The sequence below is a fragment of the Pantoea sp. YR525 genome (assembly GCF_900116775.1).
Taxonomy (GTDB): Bacteria; Pseudomonadota; Gammaproteobacteria; order Enterobacterales; family Enterobacteriaceae; genus Pantoea; species Pantoea symbiotica.
In genome coordinates, this window is record NZ_FPBU01000004.1 from 266357 (window position 1) to 281744 (window position 15388).

At 57.3% G+C, this 15388-nt stretch carries 15 protein-coding genes; 12 read left to right on the forward strand and 3 right to left on the reverse strand.

The annotated features are described in order from the left end of the window. Positions 1-89: 89 nt before the first annotated feature. A complete protein-coding gene (gene fabB, locus BM323_RS10155) occupies positions 90-1310 on the forward strand; it encodes a beta-ketoacyl-ACP synthase I (RefSeq protein WP_008101249.1) in 1221 nt (406 codons plus the stop codon). 218 nt (positions 1311-1528) lie between these two features. Beyond that, a complete protein-coding gene (locus tag BM323_RS10160; protein ID WP_008101245.1) occupies positions 1529-2710 on the forward strand; it encodes an MFS transporter in 1182 nt (393 codons plus the stop codon). Here the strand turns inward: BM323_RS10160 and BM323_RS10165 are convergent. Beyond that, the gene (locus BM323_RS10165; protein WP_008101243.1) at positions 2673-4109 is read right to left on the reverse strand and encodes a MocR-like pyridoxine biosynthesis transcription factor PdxR; all 1437 of its coding nucleotides are present in this window, start codon (positions 4107-4109) and stop codon (positions 2673-2675) included. The genes BM323_RS10160 and BM323_RS10165 overlap by 38 nt on opposite strands. Positions 4110-4195: 86 nt before the next feature. Here BM323_RS10165 and BM323_RS10170 point away from each other — a divergent pair, with 86 nt between their 5' ends. Continuing rightward, complete coding sequence (locus BM323_RS10170; protein ID WP_008101240.1) at positions 4196-4639, forward strand: rhodanese-like domain-containing protein; 444 nt, start codon at positions 4196-4198, stop codon at positions 4637-4639. Here the strand turns inward: BM323_RS10170 and flk are convergent. Together flk and BM323_RS10180 are read right to left on the reverse strand one after the other, a co-directional pair. Continuing rightward, positions 4636-5667: a flagella biosynthesis regulator Flk gene (gene flk / locus BM323_RS10175; protein ID WP_008101238.1), complete on the reverse strand. Its 1032-nt coding sequence runs from the start codon at positions 5665-5667 to the stop codon at positions 4636-4638. The two genes, BM323_RS10170 and flk, sit on opposite strands and share 4 nt — an antisense overlap. A 112-nt stretch (positions 5668-5779) precedes the next feature. Next, positions 5780-6685 (reverse strand): DMT family transporter, encoded by a 906-nt coding sequence (locus BM323_RS10180; protein ID WP_008101236.1) that lies wholly within the window; start codon positions 6683-6685, stop codon positions 5780-5782. 94 nt (positions 6686-6779) lie between these two features. Here BM323_RS10180 and BM323_RS10185 point away from each other — a divergent pair, with 94 nt between their 5' ends. The 9 genes from BM323_RS10185 to cvpA all read left to right on the forward strand — a co-directional run bounded on the left by BM323_RS10185 (position 6780) and on the right by cvpA (position 15377). After that, positions 6780-7559: an AraC family transcriptional regulator gene (locus BM323_RS10185; protein WP_008101234.1), complete on the forward strand. Its 780-nt coding sequence runs from the start codon at positions 6780-6782 to the stop codon at positions 7557-7559. Between the two features lie 56 nt (positions 7560-7615). After that, complete coding sequence (pdxB, locus tag BM323_RS10190) at positions 7616-8740, forward strand: 4-phosphoerythronate dehydrogenase PdxB (RefSeq protein ID WP_008101232.1); 1125 nt, start codon at positions 7616-7618, stop codon at positions 8738-8740. A 101-nt stretch (positions 8741-8841) separates the two neighbouring features. After that, positions 8842-9852: an aspartate-semialdehyde dehydrogenase gene (locus BM323_RS10195; protein ID WP_008101230.1), complete on the forward strand. Its 1011-nt coding sequence runs from the start codon at positions 8842-8844 to the stop codon at positions 9850-9852. After that, a complete protein-coding gene (truA, locus tag BM323_RS10200) occupies positions 9852-10658 on the forward strand; it encodes a tRNA pseudouridine(38-40) synthase TruA (RefSeq protein WP_091003723.1) in 807 nt (268 codons plus the stop codon). The genes BM323_RS10195 and truA overlap by 1 nt, the downstream gene beginning before the upstream one ends. Positions 10659-10817: 159 nt before the next feature. Then, positions 10818-11471, forward strand: coding sequence for a DedA family protein (locus BM323_RS10210; protein WP_008105206.1), 654 nt, complete (start codon positions 10818-10820; stop codon positions 11469-11471). A 132-nt stretch (positions 11472-11603) separates the two neighbouring features. Continuing rightward, the gene (gene accD / locus BM323_RS10215; RefSeq protein ID WP_008105205.1) at positions 11604-12512 is read left to right on the forward strand and encodes an acetyl-CoA carboxylase, carboxyltransferase subunit beta; all 909 of its coding nucleotides are present in this window, start codon (positions 11604-11606) and stop codon (positions 12510-12512) included. Between the two features lie 124 nt (positions 12513-12636). After that, complete coding sequence (gene folC / locus BM323_RS10220) at positions 12637-13902, forward strand: bifunctional tetrahydrofolate synthase/dihydrofolate synthase (RefSeq protein ID WP_008105203.1); 1266 nt, start codon at positions 12637-12639, stop codon at positions 13900-13902. After that, entirely contained in the window at positions 13892-14641 is a 750-nt protein-coding gene (dedD, locus tag BM323_RS10225) for a cell division protein DedD (RefSeq protein ID WP_008105201.1), read from the forward strand. The genes folC and dedD overlap by 11 nt, the downstream gene beginning before the upstream one ends. A gap of 250 nt (positions 14642-14891) precedes the next feature. Then, complete coding sequence (gene cvpA / locus BM323_RS10230) at positions 14892-15377, forward strand: colicin V production protein (protein WP_008105200.1); 486 nt, start codon at positions 14892-14894, stop codon at positions 15375-15377. Positions 15378-15388: the final 11 nt, after the last annotated feature.

Sequence of the window (15388 nt, forward strand, 5' to 3'; positions counted from 1 at the left end):
ACAAAAGGAAATGGCTGATCGGACTTGTTCGGCTTACAACTGTACGCTAGAGTGCACGTCATCCAAATATGTGGAACGAGGATTATTGAATGAAACGTGCAGTGATTACTGGCCTGGGTATTGTTTCCAGCATTGGTAATAACCAGCAAGAAGTGCTGGCTTCTCTGCGTGAAGGCCGTTCCGGTATTACTTTCTCTGAAGAGATGAGAGATGCCGGTATGCGCAGCCACGTATGGGGCAACGTCAAACTGGATACCAACGGGCTCATCGATCGCAAAATCGTGCGTTTTATGAGTGATGCCTCTATTTATGCTTACCTTTCCATGGCTGAAGCGATCAAAGATTCTGGCCTGACTGAAGAGCAGTATCAGCAAAATCCACGTGTCGGTTTGATTGCCGGTTCTGGCGGCGGTTCTCCGCGTTATCAGGTATTTGGTGCTGACGCGATGCGTAGCCCACGCGGCCTGAAAGCAGTCGGTCCTTATGTGGTGACCAAGGCGATGGGTTCAGGTGTTTCTGCTTGCCTGGCAACCCCATTCAAAATTCACGGCGTGAACTACTCAATCAGTTCAGCCTGTGCCACTTCTGCACACTGCATCGGTAACGCGGTTGAGCAGATTCAGCTGGGCAAACAGGACATCGTTTTTGCTGGCGGCGGCGAAGAGCTGAGCTGGGAAATGGCCTGTGAGTTCGATGCGATGGGCGCACTGTCGACCAAGTACAACGAAACCCCAGAAAAAGCCTCACGTACTTACGATGCCAACCGTGACGGTTTCGTCATCGCTGGCGGCGGCGGTATGGTGGTGGTTGAAGAGCTGGAACACGCTCTGGCTCGCGGCGCGCACATCTACGCTGAGATCGTTGGCTACGGCGCAACCTCAGATGGCGCAGATATGGTGGCTCCTTCAGGCGAAGGCGCAGTGCGCTGCATGAAGATGGCGATGCAAGGTCTCGATACCCCAATCGATTACCTCAACACCCACGGCACTTCTACGCCGGTTGGTGATGTTAAAGAGCTGGGTGCGATTCGTGAAGTGTTCGGCGATAACTGCCCATCACTGTCTGCTACCAAAGCTATGACCGGTCACTCACTGGGTGCGGCGGGCGTGCAGGAAGCGATCTACACCTTGCTGATGCTGGAGCACGGTTTCATCGCGCCAAGCATCAACGTGGAAGAGCTGGATGAAGCGGGTAAAGGTCTGAACATCGTGACCAAGCCAACTGAAAAAGCGCTGACCACCGTGATGTCGAACAGCTTTGGTTTTGGCGGCACTAACGCAACTCTTACCATGCGTAAGTTGCCAGCATAATCCCGTAGGGTCGCCATTCATGGCGACCTAATTATGCTCGCACTATCTCAAGGGCCGGTTATCCGGCCCTTGTTGTTTTTGACAATCCACCTCCTGCTTGCCTACACTCTCACTCCATCCGAAATAAAATTATCACTTCACACTAACGTGAACCAAATATCCCGTTTCTGTTTTGGCAGCAAGCGCGTGTCTGGTTAGTACAAGGAGTTCGACCCATCATGACCACGACTGCTGACGCGCAGACGCAATCCGTTATGCCGCTGGCCTGCACCTCATTTGCAGTGTTCCTCACTTATCTGACCGCTGGCCTCGCGCTGCCGGTGATCCCGCTGTATGTCCATCATGAACTCGGCATGAGCAATTTGATGGTTGGCGTGGCGGTGGGGATTCAGTTCTTTGCCACGCTGTTAACGCGCAGCTTTGCCGGACGTCGTGCCGATCAGCACGGTGCGAAACTCACCACGCAGCACGGCATGCTGGCCATCGCGCTGGTGGGCGTGGCGTATCTGGCGGCGGCGTTGTTACCGGTTTCTCCGTGGACGAAGTTTGGTTTGCTGGCGATAGGGCGCTTGATGCTGGGATTCGGCGAAAGCCTGCTGCTGACCGGCAATCTGACCTGGGGCATGGGATTGGTGGGCAGCAAGCGTTCCGGATTAGTGATGTCGTGGAACGGCATGGCGATTTACGGATCGCTGGCGGCTGGCGCACCACTCGGCTTGCTGATTAATCAGCAGGGCGGCTTTGCTGCGTTGGGCGCTGTCGCGCTGGTTCTGCCGTTGTTGGCGCTGGGGATCAACAGCTGGATTGGTAAAGTGCCGGTCGCCGGTGGCGAGCGGCCATCGCTGTTCAGCGTGGTGAAGATTATCTTTCAGCCGGGATTGGCGCTTGCGCTTCAGGGCACCGGCTTTGCGGTAATCGGCACCTTTACGTCACTCTATTTTGCTGCGGAAAACTGGGGCAATGCCGGTTTCGCGCTGACCGCCTTTGGATGTGCGTTTGTGCTGGTGCGCGTGTTCTTTGGCGGCTTGCCGGATCGACACGGTGGCGTAAAAGTGGCGATGGTCTCTTTGCTGGTGGAAACCGCCGGCCTGCTATTGCTGGCGTTCGCCAGTTCCGGCTGGATGGCGCTGATTGGCGCGGCCCTGACCGGCTGCGGCTGCTCGCTGATCTTCCCGGCGCTGGGCGTCGAAGTGATCAAGCGCGTATCGCCACAGATTCGCGGCACCGCGCTCGGCGGTTTCTCGGCATTTCAGGATATCGCCTACGGTGCCAGCGGCCCGTTGACCGGCTTGCTGGCGACGGCGTTGGGTTACGGCTCGGTCTATGTCGCGGGTGCCTGTTGTGCGGCGCTGGGCATTCTGGTCACCTGGACGTTTGCGCGGAGTGCGACAACAGCGTAACCAGCTTATCGCAGGCGCTGACAATCTCACCGGGCGTCAGCGCTGCAAAGCCCAGCAGCCAGCCCGCTTGCTGCACTTCACCGGCATAAAGCGGTGACAGGCGCGGCAGCAGCAATCCGACTTCGCTGGCTTGTTGCGTGAGTCGCGCTTCATCTCCTTGCAACAGCTGTACCGTCAACTGTAAGCCGCCCGCCGCTGGCAGCGGTTTGAGCCACAGTTGTAGGCGCGTTTCAATTTGCGCCAGCAAGCAGTCACGCCGGCTGCGATAAAGCTGGCGCATCAGGCGCAAATGGCTGGCGAAATGGCCTTGCTGCAGAAACTCTGCGCAAATCGCCTGCGGCAGCAACGCGCTGTGACCATCCATCACGCTGCGCGCGCGGCCCAACGGTTCTACCAGTTGCGGCGGCACTACCATCCACGCCAGTCGCAGCGATGGGAACAGCGTTTTGGAAAAGGTACCAAGGCAAATTACCCGACCATCCGCTGCTAACCCTTGCAGTGCCAGAGCGGGGCGATCGTCGTAGTGAAATTCGCTGTCGTAATCGTCCTCTATCAGCCAGCTATCCTGCTGTTGCGCCCACGCCAGCCACTGCAAGCGCCGCGCCAGGCTCATCGCTGTGCCGGTGGGATAGTGATGCGCCGGTGTCAGATAGACCAATTTCGCGCTGCCGCTCAGCGGCACTGCACCTTCCGCATCCAGCGGCATCGCTCGACAGCGCGCCCCGGCGGCAAGAAACGCATTGCGTGCGCCGGGATAACCCGGCTCTTCCAGCCACACTTCGTCACCCGCATCGAGGAACATCAGCGCCAGCAACTGTAGCGCCTGCTGCGAGCTGGTAAGGATCACCACTTGTTCCGCCGTGCAGCGCACGCCGCGCGACAGCGCCAGATAATCTGCCACCGCTTGCCGCAGCGATGGTAATCCAAGCGGATCGCCGTAACCCATCACTTTGCTGCCCAGCGAGCGCTGAACCTGATTGCTGATACGACGCCACTGCGCGTGCGGGAAAGCGCGTAACTCGGGTGAACCGGCGGCAAAGGCGTGAGGAAAGGGCGGATCCTGACAGCCGCCGGTTGCCAAAACCTGCTGGCCGCGCTGGGAAAAGTGCGGTGATCGCTCGATGCGAGGTTTCTGCATGGGCGATGCCATGCGAATCGAAACAAACGTCCCGCGCCCAGCGTGACGCTGCAGATAACCTTCGCTCTCTAACTGTGCGTAAGCCGCCTCCACCGTGACGCGCGACAGCGATAAATCGCTGGCTAATTGGCGGCTGGATGGCAACTTCTGCGCATGCCGCAGATGCCCGTTGGCGATGGCCTGACGCAAGGTATTGCACAGTCGCTCACGTAAACCGCCCTGAGTTTGATGGCTAAACAGCGCGAGAAATGAAGTGGTCACAATGGTCTTATCGCTATGCTGGAAGTGGTATCAATATGCAGACCACTTTGCCGTAAACTGAGGGAAAATCACAACAGGAGAATGCGATGTCAGCGGTCTTAAAAATTGCTCCAGCCAGCGCCAGTGAAAGCGTGGCGTATCTGCAACATAAACTGGCGTACTACACCGATGCGTGGGATTTAGCGGATGATCTGGCGCAGGGCATCACGGAAATCGTGGTGATTGATGCGCGTTCTGACGAGGTGTATCAGGCCGGCCATATTTGCGGAGCTATTTCGTTTCCGCATCGCACCATGAATGCGGAATCCACTGCGCATCTTGATCGCAGCAAAGTTTACATCACCTATTGCGACGGCATCGGTTGTAACGGTTCAACCAAAGCTGCGCTCAAGCTGGCGTGGCTGGGTTTTCAGGTCAAGGAGTTAATTGGCGGGCTGGATTTCTGGAAACGCGATGGTCATCCAATGGCGTGGGGCGCGGCAGCGGGTGAATGGCCGCACGCCACGCCCGCTGCCAACTGCGGCTGCTAGATAAACAGCCACAGCAGGAAGATAAACAGGAAGATACCGGCAATCAGCGTGAGTGCCGGGCGCTGGGCCAGCGGCTGCGGCAGCATCTGGATAAACGGCGACCAGATTGGCTGCGGACGAATTTGGCTATCGGCCAGCGGCTGCTCATGCAGTTTCTCGGCGCGGCGGCTAAACAGCAGATTCAGCAGATCCTGCGTCTGCGCTGGCGTCAGCACGGTGGTCGGCAGCGCCTGGAAGCGTTGCTGGCTGTAATCTTCCAGCAGTCGCTGCTCATCATGGGTTAGCGGCTGGCGCAGCGAAGTTTCCAGCATCTGCAAGGTTGGCGCACTGTGCTGAGCCAGCGTCTGACGCACCTGCAAATATTGCGTTAGCAGTGGGAAGTGGCGTGATGGAATCGGATCGCCACTTTTCAGATGCACCAGCTTCAGCGTATCGGCCAGCAATTTCACCGGCGACTCACCGGTTTTAGCTGCAAGACGCGTAACCTGCTGATTCAGCGATTGCTGTTCTGCCGGCAACAAGCTGCGATCGGACACGCGCGTTTGCTGCGGCTGCGGGATCGCCATCTGACCGTTTTGCAACATGGTCAGCACCTGACGCAGCTGATCCTGCGACAACGCGCTCAACACCGTTTGATTAAACTGCTGACGAATAAATTCGCTCACCGCCTGGCGATTATTACCCTGCGGCAATTTCTCCAGCAGCTGTTGCAGCAGCTGGCGCGTAGCGAGGCTGTTTTGCACTTGCGTCAAGCGACCATTGAGATGCTGTTCCGCCGCCGGGAAGTGGCGCGATTGCAGCTCCGCTTCACTCTTCACCCCGACTTCATGCCGCACGCCAGCCCAGAGTTCCGGCGCTTTCAGCGTACTCAAAGACATGATGCGCACAATCAGGCGTTCCAGCGTGGTGCGCTGGGCAGGAGAAAGCGGCTGTTCACCGGCTGGACCGCCAGGACGCGTCGGGCCAGTGGCCTGAGATAAAGGGGAACGATCGCCCGCGGGCACACCGGGACCGCTGAGAGGTTGCATGGCGGAATCCTTGAAAACGGGTCAGATCCGGGTGCGCCGGAAAAAAGAGGCCACATGATAGCAAAAGCCCCCAGGAAATCCACGGGGGCTGCGGCCTTTCCGGATAATAAAATCAGGCGGCGGGATCGGCAAGGGTCGCGCTACGTGGCTTACGCAGCGGGGTTTTCAGACGTTGCGCCAGAATTACGCCGACTAACGTCATGCCGCCGCCAATCCAGTGATAGGCGTGCAGCTGCTCATGCAGTAACATCACGGCAATAATGGCAGTAAACGCCGGTACGAAATTCATAAAAATGCTGGTGGTGCTGGCACCCAGACGCTGCACGCCAAGGATCCACAGGAACGGTGCGATGATCGACGCAAACAATCCGGCATAGAGCACCAGCGGCAAATTGTGCATGTTGAGCGTGACATCCGGCGCATGCAGGAAGCCAGGCAGCAACAGCAACACGCCAAAGAAAATCTGCACATACAGGCTTTGCCAGGTTGGCAGCGGAATCGCCCAGCGTTTGGTCAGCACGCCGTACAAGGCGTAGGAAGTGGACGCTGCCAGCATCATCAATTCACCATTGCCGAGCCGTTGATTCAGCAACTGCGCCGGATTGCCTTCGCTCACCAGCCACACCAAACCGGCGAAAGACAGCAAGCCGCCAATCAAAATGCCGCGCGTCGGCGCAAGGCACAGCACAACCAGGCTGAGCAGAATAGTCAGCAGCGGAATGGTTGCGCCGAGAATCCCCATCATCACCGCAGAAACGCTGTGCGCTGCGTAATAGGCGAGGCTTTGATACAGCACCATGCCGAGCAGGCCGAGGATCAGCAATCGCCAGCCGTTGGCTTTGATGGTGTGACGATGGCGCCACACGCCCGGCAGGCAAAACGGTGCCAGCACCACCAGCGCCAGCAGCCAGCGATAGAAGGAGATCGCCGCAGGATCGATACTTCCCGCCGAGAGTTTGCTGACGATAGTGTTGATCGACCAGATCAGCACCGCGATCAGCGGAAACAGTAAATTCATGATACAGCTCCTCAGATAATCGCGAATAGTTTACGTTTGACCGGTTTAAAGTAGATAGTTAACATCGGACAATATTTGTTAGTGACCGGACAGAATGAATCTACAAGTCGAATACCAGCCGCCGATTGATGCGCCCTTGCTGCGCTTCTTCATGCGTTACGACGAGGTCAACGCCAAAACCGAATACCTCACGCATGCGCATGATTGGGGCCAGGTTATTTTTGTCACCAGCCACGTACTGGAGATGGAAGTCGAGGGCGAACGTCTGCTGACGCCCGCCGATATTCCGATCTGGATCCCGGCCGGCCATCGTCACAGCAGCTACAACCACAACGATGCGCGTTTTCGTACCTTTAATCTCGCCGCCGATCTTTGCGCGGGCCTGCCGGATAAAGCCTGCTTATTGCATGTCGATGCCATTGGGCACGCCATCATGAATGATTTTGCCCGCCGTGAACTGGAGCAGCCGCAAACGCAAGCCGACTGGCGCATGTGTGAAGTGTTGATTGATCGCCTGCGTCTGGCGCCGGTGCACAACAGCTATTTACCGATGTCAGATGACAAATTCCTCGCGCCGATTCTGCGCGCGCTTGAAGCGCATCCCGGCGATAACACCACGCTGGCACAATGGGCGAAGCGCGTGTTCACCACCGAGCGTACGCTAGCGCGACGCTGTCAGCAGCAGTTAAACATGTCGTTCAGCGAGTGGCGGCAGCGCTTACGCTTTTTGCGGGCTATCGCGCTGCTGGAGCAGGGCTGCAGCGTGCAGGGCATCGCCCATGAGCTGGGTTACAGCTCGGCCTCGGCGCTGATTGTGATGTTCCAGCAGCAGGCCGGTACCACGCCCGATCGCTATCGCAGTCGGTTAGGTTAATCCCCGGCTTTATGGCAAAATACGCGCCTTAAATTCTTGCAGACAGGACCGCCGCAGTGAAAATTCTCGTCGATGAAAATATGCCTTATGCCCGTGAACTGTTCAGCCGCACCGGCGATGTTGTGGCGGTGCCGGGACGTCCGTTGCCGGAAGCAGAGTTGCAAGATGCCGATGGCCTGATGGTGCGTTCCGTCACCAAAGTGAATGCGGCGCTGCTGGCCGGTACGCCGGTGAAGTTTGTCGGCACCGCGACGGCGGGCACCGATCATATTGATGAGGCATCGCTGGCGGCGGCAGGCATCAGCTTCTCTGCGGCGCCAGGCTGTAACGCCATTGCGGTGGTGGAATATGTTTTCTCCTCGCTACTGCTGCTGGCGGAGCGCGATGGTTTTGAACTGCGCGATCGTACGGTGGGCATTGTTGGCGTGGGTAATGTCGGCGGCCGCCTGCAGAAGCGTCTGCAAGCCTGGGGCGTGAAAACACTGCTGTGTGATCCACCGCGCGCCGATCGTGGCGATCAGGAAACCTTCCATTCGCTGGATGATCTGGTGGCGCAGGCCGACATCCTGACTTTCCACACGCCGCTGTTTAAAGATGGCCCGTATAAAAGCTGGCATCTGGCCGATGCGGCGTTGCTGATGGCGCTTAAACCCAACACCATTCTGATCAATGCCTGTCGCGGCCCGGTGGTGGATAACGCGGCGCTGCTGGAAGTGCTGAAGATGCGCCACGATCTCAGCGTGGTGCTGGATGTGTGGGAGCCGGAGCCGGATCTGTCGCTTGATCTGCTGGATAAAGTTGATATCGCCACCGCACATATCGCCGGCTACACGCTGGAAGGTAAAGCGCGCGGCACCACGCAAGTGTTTGAAGCCTGGTGCGACTTTATCGGCCAGCCGCAGCAGGTCGCGCTGGAAAGCCTGCTGCCCGCACCGGAATTTGGTTCTATCACCCTGCGCGGCAAGCTCGATCAGCCAACGCTAAAACGCTTAGTGCATCTGGTGTATGATGTGCGCCGCGACGATGCGCCACTGCGTAAAGTGGCGGCAAAGCCAGGCGAGTTTGATCGCCTGCGCAAGCAATATGAAGAGCGTCGTGAATGGTCATCGCTGCAGGTGCATTGCGATGATGCGGAGACGGCGGCGATGCTCAATCAACTTGGCTTCCGCGCCAGTTTGTAAAGAAATTTCAATCACCTGCAATATTGCGGGGGATAATTCCTAAATCTCGGGCGATGTTTTCATCGCCTTCTGTTTTTGTGTCAATCTCTGGAGTAACCAACATGTCTGACGGCTGGAATATCGCGCTTTTGGGCGCAACAGGCGCAGTAGGGAACGCTGTACTGGAACTGCTGGCTGAACGCCAGTTCCCGGTTGGTGAGTTGTATCTGCTGGCGAGTGAAAACGGTGCCGGTGAGAACAAACGTTTTGAGGGACGTACCGTGCTGGTGCAGGACGTGGCCGAATTTGACTGGACACAAGTGCAGCTGGCGTTCTTCACTGCAGGTCGTGAAGCCTCGGCGCGCTATGCCGAAGAAGCCGCCAGCCAGGGTTGTCTGGTGATCGATAGCAGCGACCTGTTCGCGCTCGAACCGGATGTGCCGCTGGTGGTGCCAGATGTGAATCCACAAGTGCTGGCGGACTACCGCAATCGCAACATCATTACCGTTGCCGACAGCCTGGTGAGCCAGCTGCTGTGCGCAATCAAACCGCTGGTGGATCTCGCCGGTCTGAGCCGTTTGCAGGTTACCAACCTGATTGCGGCTTCCAGTCACGGCAAAGCGGCGGTTGATGGCCTGGCCGGTGAAAGTGCGCGTTTGCTGAACGGCGTACCTGCGGAGCAGCACTACTTTGGCCGCCAGCTGGCGTTCAACATTCTGCCGCTGCTGGCTGACAGCAATGGCAGCGTGGAGAGTGAGCGTCGCGTGGTTGAGCAGGTGCGTAAAGTGCTGCAAGACGAAGGTTTGCCGATCGCGGTAAGCAGCGTGCAGGCGCCAGTGTTCTACGGCAACGCGCAGATCGTGCACGTGGAGAATCTGCGTCCGCTTTCTGCAGAAGAAGCGCGCGATGAACTGGGCCGCTCCGGGGATATCAACCTTAGCGAAGAGAGCGATTACCCAACGCAGGTGGGTGATGCATCTGGCAGCGACGTGCTGAGCATTGGCTGCGTGCGCAATGATTACGGCATCCCAGAGCTGCTGCAGTTCTGGTCTGTGGCAGACAACATCCGTTTCGGCGGTGCACTGATGGCGGTGAAAACGGCTGAGAAACTGGTGCAGGAGTATTTCTATTAATGTTGCCTGAAGGTAAGACGCTTAAGCTGGCGTTGGGTATTGAATACGATGGCAGCCGTTATTACGGCTGGCAGCGGCAAAATGAAGTGCGCAGCGTGCAGGAAAAGCTGGAAAAGGCGCTGTCGAAAGTGGCGGATCATCCGGTGGTAGTGTTCTGCGCTGGCCGCACCGATGCTGGCGTGCACGGCACCGGACAAGTGGTGCATTTCGAAACCACTTCGCCGCGTGCTGACGCGGCCTGGACGTTGGGCGTGAACGCCAATCTGCCCGATGACATCGCGGTGCGTTGGGTGAAAGCGGTGCCGGAGGAGTTCCATGCCCGTTTTAGCGCGACGGCACGCCGCTATCGCTACGTGATTTACAACCATCGGCTGCGTCCGGCGATTCTGGGCAATGGCATTACCCATTATTACCATCCGCTGGATGCAGAGAAGATGCAGCGCGCCGGGCAGGCGCTGATTGGCGAGAATGACTTCACCTCATTCCGCGCGGTGCAGTGCCAGTCACGCACGCCGTGGCGCAATGTGATGCATCTTAACGTCACGCGTCATGGACCGTATGTGGTGGTGGATATCAAAGCCAATGCTTTTGTGCATCACATGGTGCGTAACATTGTCGGCAGCCTGATGGAAATCGGCACCGGTAATCAGCCGGAAGAGTGGATGGCGACGCTGCTGGCGGCCAAAGATCGTAAGCTGGCGGCGGCGACCGCCAAAGCCGAGGGGCTTTATCTGGTGGCGGTGGATTATCCATCCCACTTTGCATTACCTCAGCCTGCGTTGGGACCCTTGTTCCTCGCGGATTAACCATTACTTTAATATGTATACCCTAAATAATTCGAGCTGCGGCAAGGCGGCAAGTGAGTGAATCCTCGGGAGCTTACATCAGTAAGTGACCGAGGTGAGCGCACGCAGCCAACGCAGCTGCAGCTTGAAGTATGACGGGTATCGGGGAGTCGTTGTTATATGGAGTTCATCCACTTTCTGGTCGATTTTATTCTGCATATTGATGTGCATTTGGCTGAGCTGGTGGCGCAGTACGGCATCTGGATTTACGCCATTCTGTTCCTGATTCTGTTCTGTGAAACCGGTTTAGTGGTTACACCGTTCCTGCCAGGCGATTCCCTGCTGTTTGTTGCCGGTGCGCTGGCGGCACTGCCGGGTAACGATCTCAACGTGCATCTGATGGTGACGCTGTTGGTGATCGCCGCCATCCTCGGTGATGCGGTGAACTACACTATTGGGCGTCTGTTCGGTGAGAAGCTGTTCAGTAACCCGAACTCGAAAATTTTCCGTCGCAGTTACCTGGATAAAACCCACGCGTTCTACGATCGCCACGGTGGCAAAACCATTATACTTGCGCGCTTTGTACCAATCGTGCGAACCTTTGCCCCCTTTGTGGCAGGGATGGGACACATGTCTTATCGCCACTTCGCGCTCTACAATGTTACGGGCGCACTGCTGTGGGTGCTGCTGTTCTCTTACGCCGGTTACCTGTTTGGCGACCTGCCGATTGTGCAGGAGAACCTGAAGCTGCTGATCGTCGGCATCATCGTGGTTTCCATACTGCCAGGCGTAATTGAAGTGTGGCGTCACCGCCGTCAGCAGAAGTCACAGTAAGCTCGTAACCAGATTTTTATCCACAGCGTGAACGGGTTGTGGTTTAATGAGCGACATTTACGGCCTGCTGAAGGTGATTTCAGCAGCAATGAGAAGACTGGACCAGGTCAGCATTAAATAGAAAGGTCATCAATGAGCTGGATTGAACGCATACTGAATAAAAGCACTGCCACGCCAACGCGCAAAGCCAGCATCCCGGAAGGGGTGTGGACCAAGTGCGATAGCTGTGGACAGGTGCTGTACCGCGCCGAGCTGGAGCGTAACCTCGAGGTCTGCCCGAAGTGCGACCATCACATGCGCATGCACGCCCGTGAGCGTCTGCATAGCATGCTGGATGAAGGTTCGCTGGTTGAGCTGGGTAGCGAGCTGGAACCGAAGGATCTGCTGAAGTTCCGCGACTCGAAGAAGTATAAAGACCGTTTGGTCGCTGCACAGAAAGATACCGGCGAGAAAGATGCGCTGGTGGCGATGAAAGGCACGCTGCACGGCATGCCGATTGTTGCTGTGGCCTTTGAGTTCTCCTTTATGGGCGGCTCAATGGGTTCTGTGGTTGGCGCGCGCTTTGTGCGTGGCGTTGAGCAGGCGTTGGAAGACAACTGCCCACTGATCTGCTTCTCCGCGTCAGGCGGTGCTCGTATGCAGGAAGCGCTGCAGTCGCTGATGCAGATGGCGAAAACCAGTGCTGCACTGGCGAAAATGCAGGAGCGCGGCTTGCCGTACATCTCCGTGCTGACCGACCCAACCATGGGCGGCGTTTCAGCCAGCTTCGCGATGTTGGGCGATCTCAACGTGGCGGAACCGAAAGCGCTGATCGGCTTTGCCGGTCCACGCGTTATCGAGCAGACCGTGCGTGAAAAACTGCCGCCGGGCTTCCAGCGCAGTGAGTTCCTGATTGAGAAAGGCGCGATCGACATGATCATCCGTCGTCCGGAAATGCGCTTTAAGCTGGCAAGCCTGCTGGCGAAAATGATGAACCTGCCAGCGCCGCAGCTGGATGGTGATCAGCCTAATGTGGCTGAGCCGGAGAGCAACGAAGCCTGACAGGCAACGGAAAGGCACTTAACGTCCTTTCCTCCAATGCACCGTCTACATTGAATACTTAAGGTTGCATCCGACATGGCCCGCGACCTTAAGTTATTTAATGTATTGATTTTTAACGGGACACATGGATAATTCTCTTCCTCAAGCCACGTCGCCTTTGGCCACGTGGCTTCATTATCTTGAGCATCTGCACTCGCAGGCCATTGAACTGGGTCTGGATCGTATTCAACGCGTCGCAGAACGCCTCGACCTGCTTAAACCCGCTCCTTTTGTCTTCACCGTCGCCGGTACTAATGGCAAAGGCACCACCTGTCGCACACTGGAAACGCTATTGATGGCTGCGGGCTACCGCGTGGGCGTTTACAGCTCGCCACATCTGGTGCGTTACACCGAACGTGTACGTGTGCAGGGCGCTGAACTGGATGAAGCGCAGCACAGCGCCAGTTTTGCCGCGATTGAAGCCGGACGCGGTGACATTTCACTGACCTACTTTGAGTTCGGCACCTTGTCGGCCTTCAATCTGTTCCGCGCAGCGAATCTCGACGTGGTGATCCTTGAAGTCGGCCTGGGCGGACGTCTTGATGCCACCAATATTGTCGATGCCGATGTGGCGGTGATCGCCAGCATCGCGCTGGATCACACCGATTGGCTCGGCCCGGACCGTGAAAGTATCGGCCGGGAAAAAGCCGGCGTGTTCCGTGCAGGTAAACCGGCAATTGTCGGTGAAGCCGATATGCCGGGCACCATCGCGGATGTTGCGGCAGAGAAGGGCGCGGTGTTGCTGCAGCGCAATCGCGACTGGCAGTGGCAGCAAACCGGCGCCAGCTGGATGTTGCAGGATGCGCACGGCGAGCTGCGCGATTTACCGCTGCCGCAGGTGCCGTTACCCAATGCCGCCACCGCGCTGACCGCGCTGCGTGCGTCGGGCTTAACGGTGAGCGAAGCGATTATTCGTCAGCATCTGCCGCTCGCGATTCTGCCGGGGCGTTTTCAGACCGTCAGCGAAGCGCCGCGCGTCATTCTCGATGTGGCGCACAATCCGCATGCCGCTTATTATCTGGCTTCACGCCTGGCTGAAGAGCCGCACAGCGGTGAAGTGCATGCGGTGGTCGGTATGTTGCACGATAAAGATATCGCGGGGACTTTGGCGGCGCTGGCGCCTCAGGTTGACCGCTGGTACTGCGCGCCGCTCGACGGCCCGCGCGGTGCCTCCGCCGATGAGCTCCTCGCTCATCTGGATGGCGGCGTGGCCTACAGCAACGTTGATGCGGCCTGGCAAGCGGCGCGTCAGCAGGCGCGTCCCGAAGATGTGATTCTGGTGTGTGGCTCTTTCCACACCGTAGCGCAGGTTATGGAATCGATGGCAGCGGAGAACGGCAGTGGCAAGTAAGTTCCAAAATCGCTTAGTCGGTACGGTCATTCTGGTGGCGATTGGTGTCATCGTATTGCCCGGCCTGCTGGACGGTAAGAAGAAGCACTATAAAGAAGAGTTCGCCGCCATTCCGCTGGTGCCAAAACCGGACGATCAGCAGGATAGCGAAATGGTGCCGCCGGTGACGCAACCCTTACCGGCGCAGCCGCCGGAAGGGGCGGGCGCGGCACAAAATCAGAACGGCGGTAAGACCGCCACCAACGGCAGCGAGCAGCCAACGCAGAATAGCGAGCCAAGCGTGGTGACGCCGCCGCCGGTGCATCAGCAAGTGCAGCCGAAACCGGTTGAACAGCCGAAGCCAAAACCGGTCGAGCAGCCGAAACCGAAGCCGGTTGAACAGCCGAAGCCAAAACCGGTTGAGCAACCGAAGCCGAAACCGGTCGAGCAGCCGAAGCCGGTTGAACAGCCAAAACCGGTGGAAACGCCGAAGCAGAGTGAACCTGCAGCGCCAGCTGGTCAGGCGTTTGTGGTACAGCTCGGTGCGCTGAAGAATGCGGCGAAAGTGAGTGAGATTGTGGCGCAACTGCGGCTTTCCGGTTATCGCGCCTTCACTGTGCCGTCGACGCCGGTGCAGGGACAAATCACCCGTATTTATGTTGGTCCGGATGCGAACAAAGCCAAGCTGCAAGGCTCGCTGAGTGAGCTGCAAAGCATTTCCGGCCTTGGTGGTGTGGTGAAACCCTATAGCGCCAGATAAAGTGCTGATAAGCCGCGCCGATAGCAGAAAAAGGCGCGGCTTTACAAAAAATTTGTAGCGAAGCGCGGCAATAAAATCATTGAATATCAGGGGATTAAATCCCTGATAATACACAGGGCGAGGAAAGTTTTTTTCATCGCCCTTTTTGCGGAAACAGAACCGGAAAACCCTACGCAAACGTTTTCTTTTTCTGTTAGAATGCGCCCCGAACTGGATGCAGGGGTGCGATAGCACTGGGCTGGAAGAGTTCATGATCTGGATTGATTACGTCATTATTGCGGTAGTTGGTTTTTCGGCTCTGGTCAGCCTGATTCGTGGGTTTGTCCGGGAAGCCTTATCTCTCGTTACCTGGGGATGCGCGTTTTTTGTCGCCAGTCATTATTACGCCTACCTTGCAGTCTGGTTTACCGGTTTTAGCGACGAACTGGTGCGCAACGGCATCGCCATCGCGGTGTTATTCGTTGCTACCCTCATTGTGGGTGCCATCGTCAACTATGTCATCGGCTCGCTGGTTGAAAAAACTGGCCTGTCGGGAACCGACAGGGTGTTGGGAGTCTGTTTCGGGGCGTTGCGTGGCGTGCTGATCGTATCTGCTATGCTGTTCTTCCTCGATACATTCACCGGCTTTTCGAAAAGTCCGGACTGGCAACAGTCGCAACTTATCCCCGAATTCAGTTACATCATCAGGTGGTTTTTCGATTACCTGAAAAGTACGTCGAGTTTTTTACCCCGGTGACACCATCGGGC

Bases quoted from the DNA above. Each gene is read 5' to 3' on its own strand.
- fabB (WP_008101249.1), top strand. From the start codon at position 90: ATGAAACGTGCAGTGATTACTGGCCTGGGTATTGTTTCCAGCATTGGT.
- BM323_RS10160 (WP_008101245.1), top strand. From the start codon at position 1,529: ATGACCACGACTGCTGACGCGCAGACGCAATCCGTTATGCCGCTGGCC.
- BM323_RS10170 (WP_008101240.1), top strand. From the start codon at position 4,196: ATGTCAGCGGTCTTAAAAATTGCTCCAGCCAGCGCCAGTGAAAGCGTG.
- flk (WP_008101238.1), bottom strand. From the start codon at position 5,667: ATGCAACCTCTCAGCGGTCCCGGTGTGCCCGCGGGCGATCGTTCCCCT.
- BM323_RS10180 (WP_008101236.1), bottom strand. From the start codon at position 6,685: ATGAATTTACTGTTTCCGCTGATCGCGGTGCTGATCTGGTCGATCAAC.
- BM323_RS10185 (WP_008101234.1), top strand. From the start codon at position 6,780: ATGAATCTACAAGTCGAATACCAGCCGCCGATTGATGCGCCCTTGCTG.
- BM323_RS10195 (WP_008101230.1), top strand. From the start codon at position 8,842: ATGTCTGACGGCTGGAATATCGCGCTTTTGGGCGCAACAGGCGCAGTA.
- truA (WP_091003723.1), top strand. From the start codon at position 9,852: ATGTTGCCTGAAGGTAAGACGCTTAAGCTGGCGTTGGGTATTGAATAC.
- BM323_RS10210 (WP_008105206.1), top strand. From the start codon at position 10,818: ATGGAGTTCATCCACTTTCTGGTCGATTTTATTCTGCATATTGATGTG.
- accD (WP_008105205.1), top strand. From the start codon at position 11,604: ATGAGCTGGATTGAACGCATACTGAATAAAAGCACTGCCACGCCAACG.
- folC (WP_008105203.1), top strand. From the start codon at position 12,637: ATGGATAATTCTCTTCCTCAAGCCACGTCGCCTTTGGCCACGTGGCTT.
- cvpA (WP_008105200.1), top strand. From the start codon at position 14,892: ATGATCTGGATTGATTACGTCATTATTGCGGTAGTTGGTTTTTCGGCT.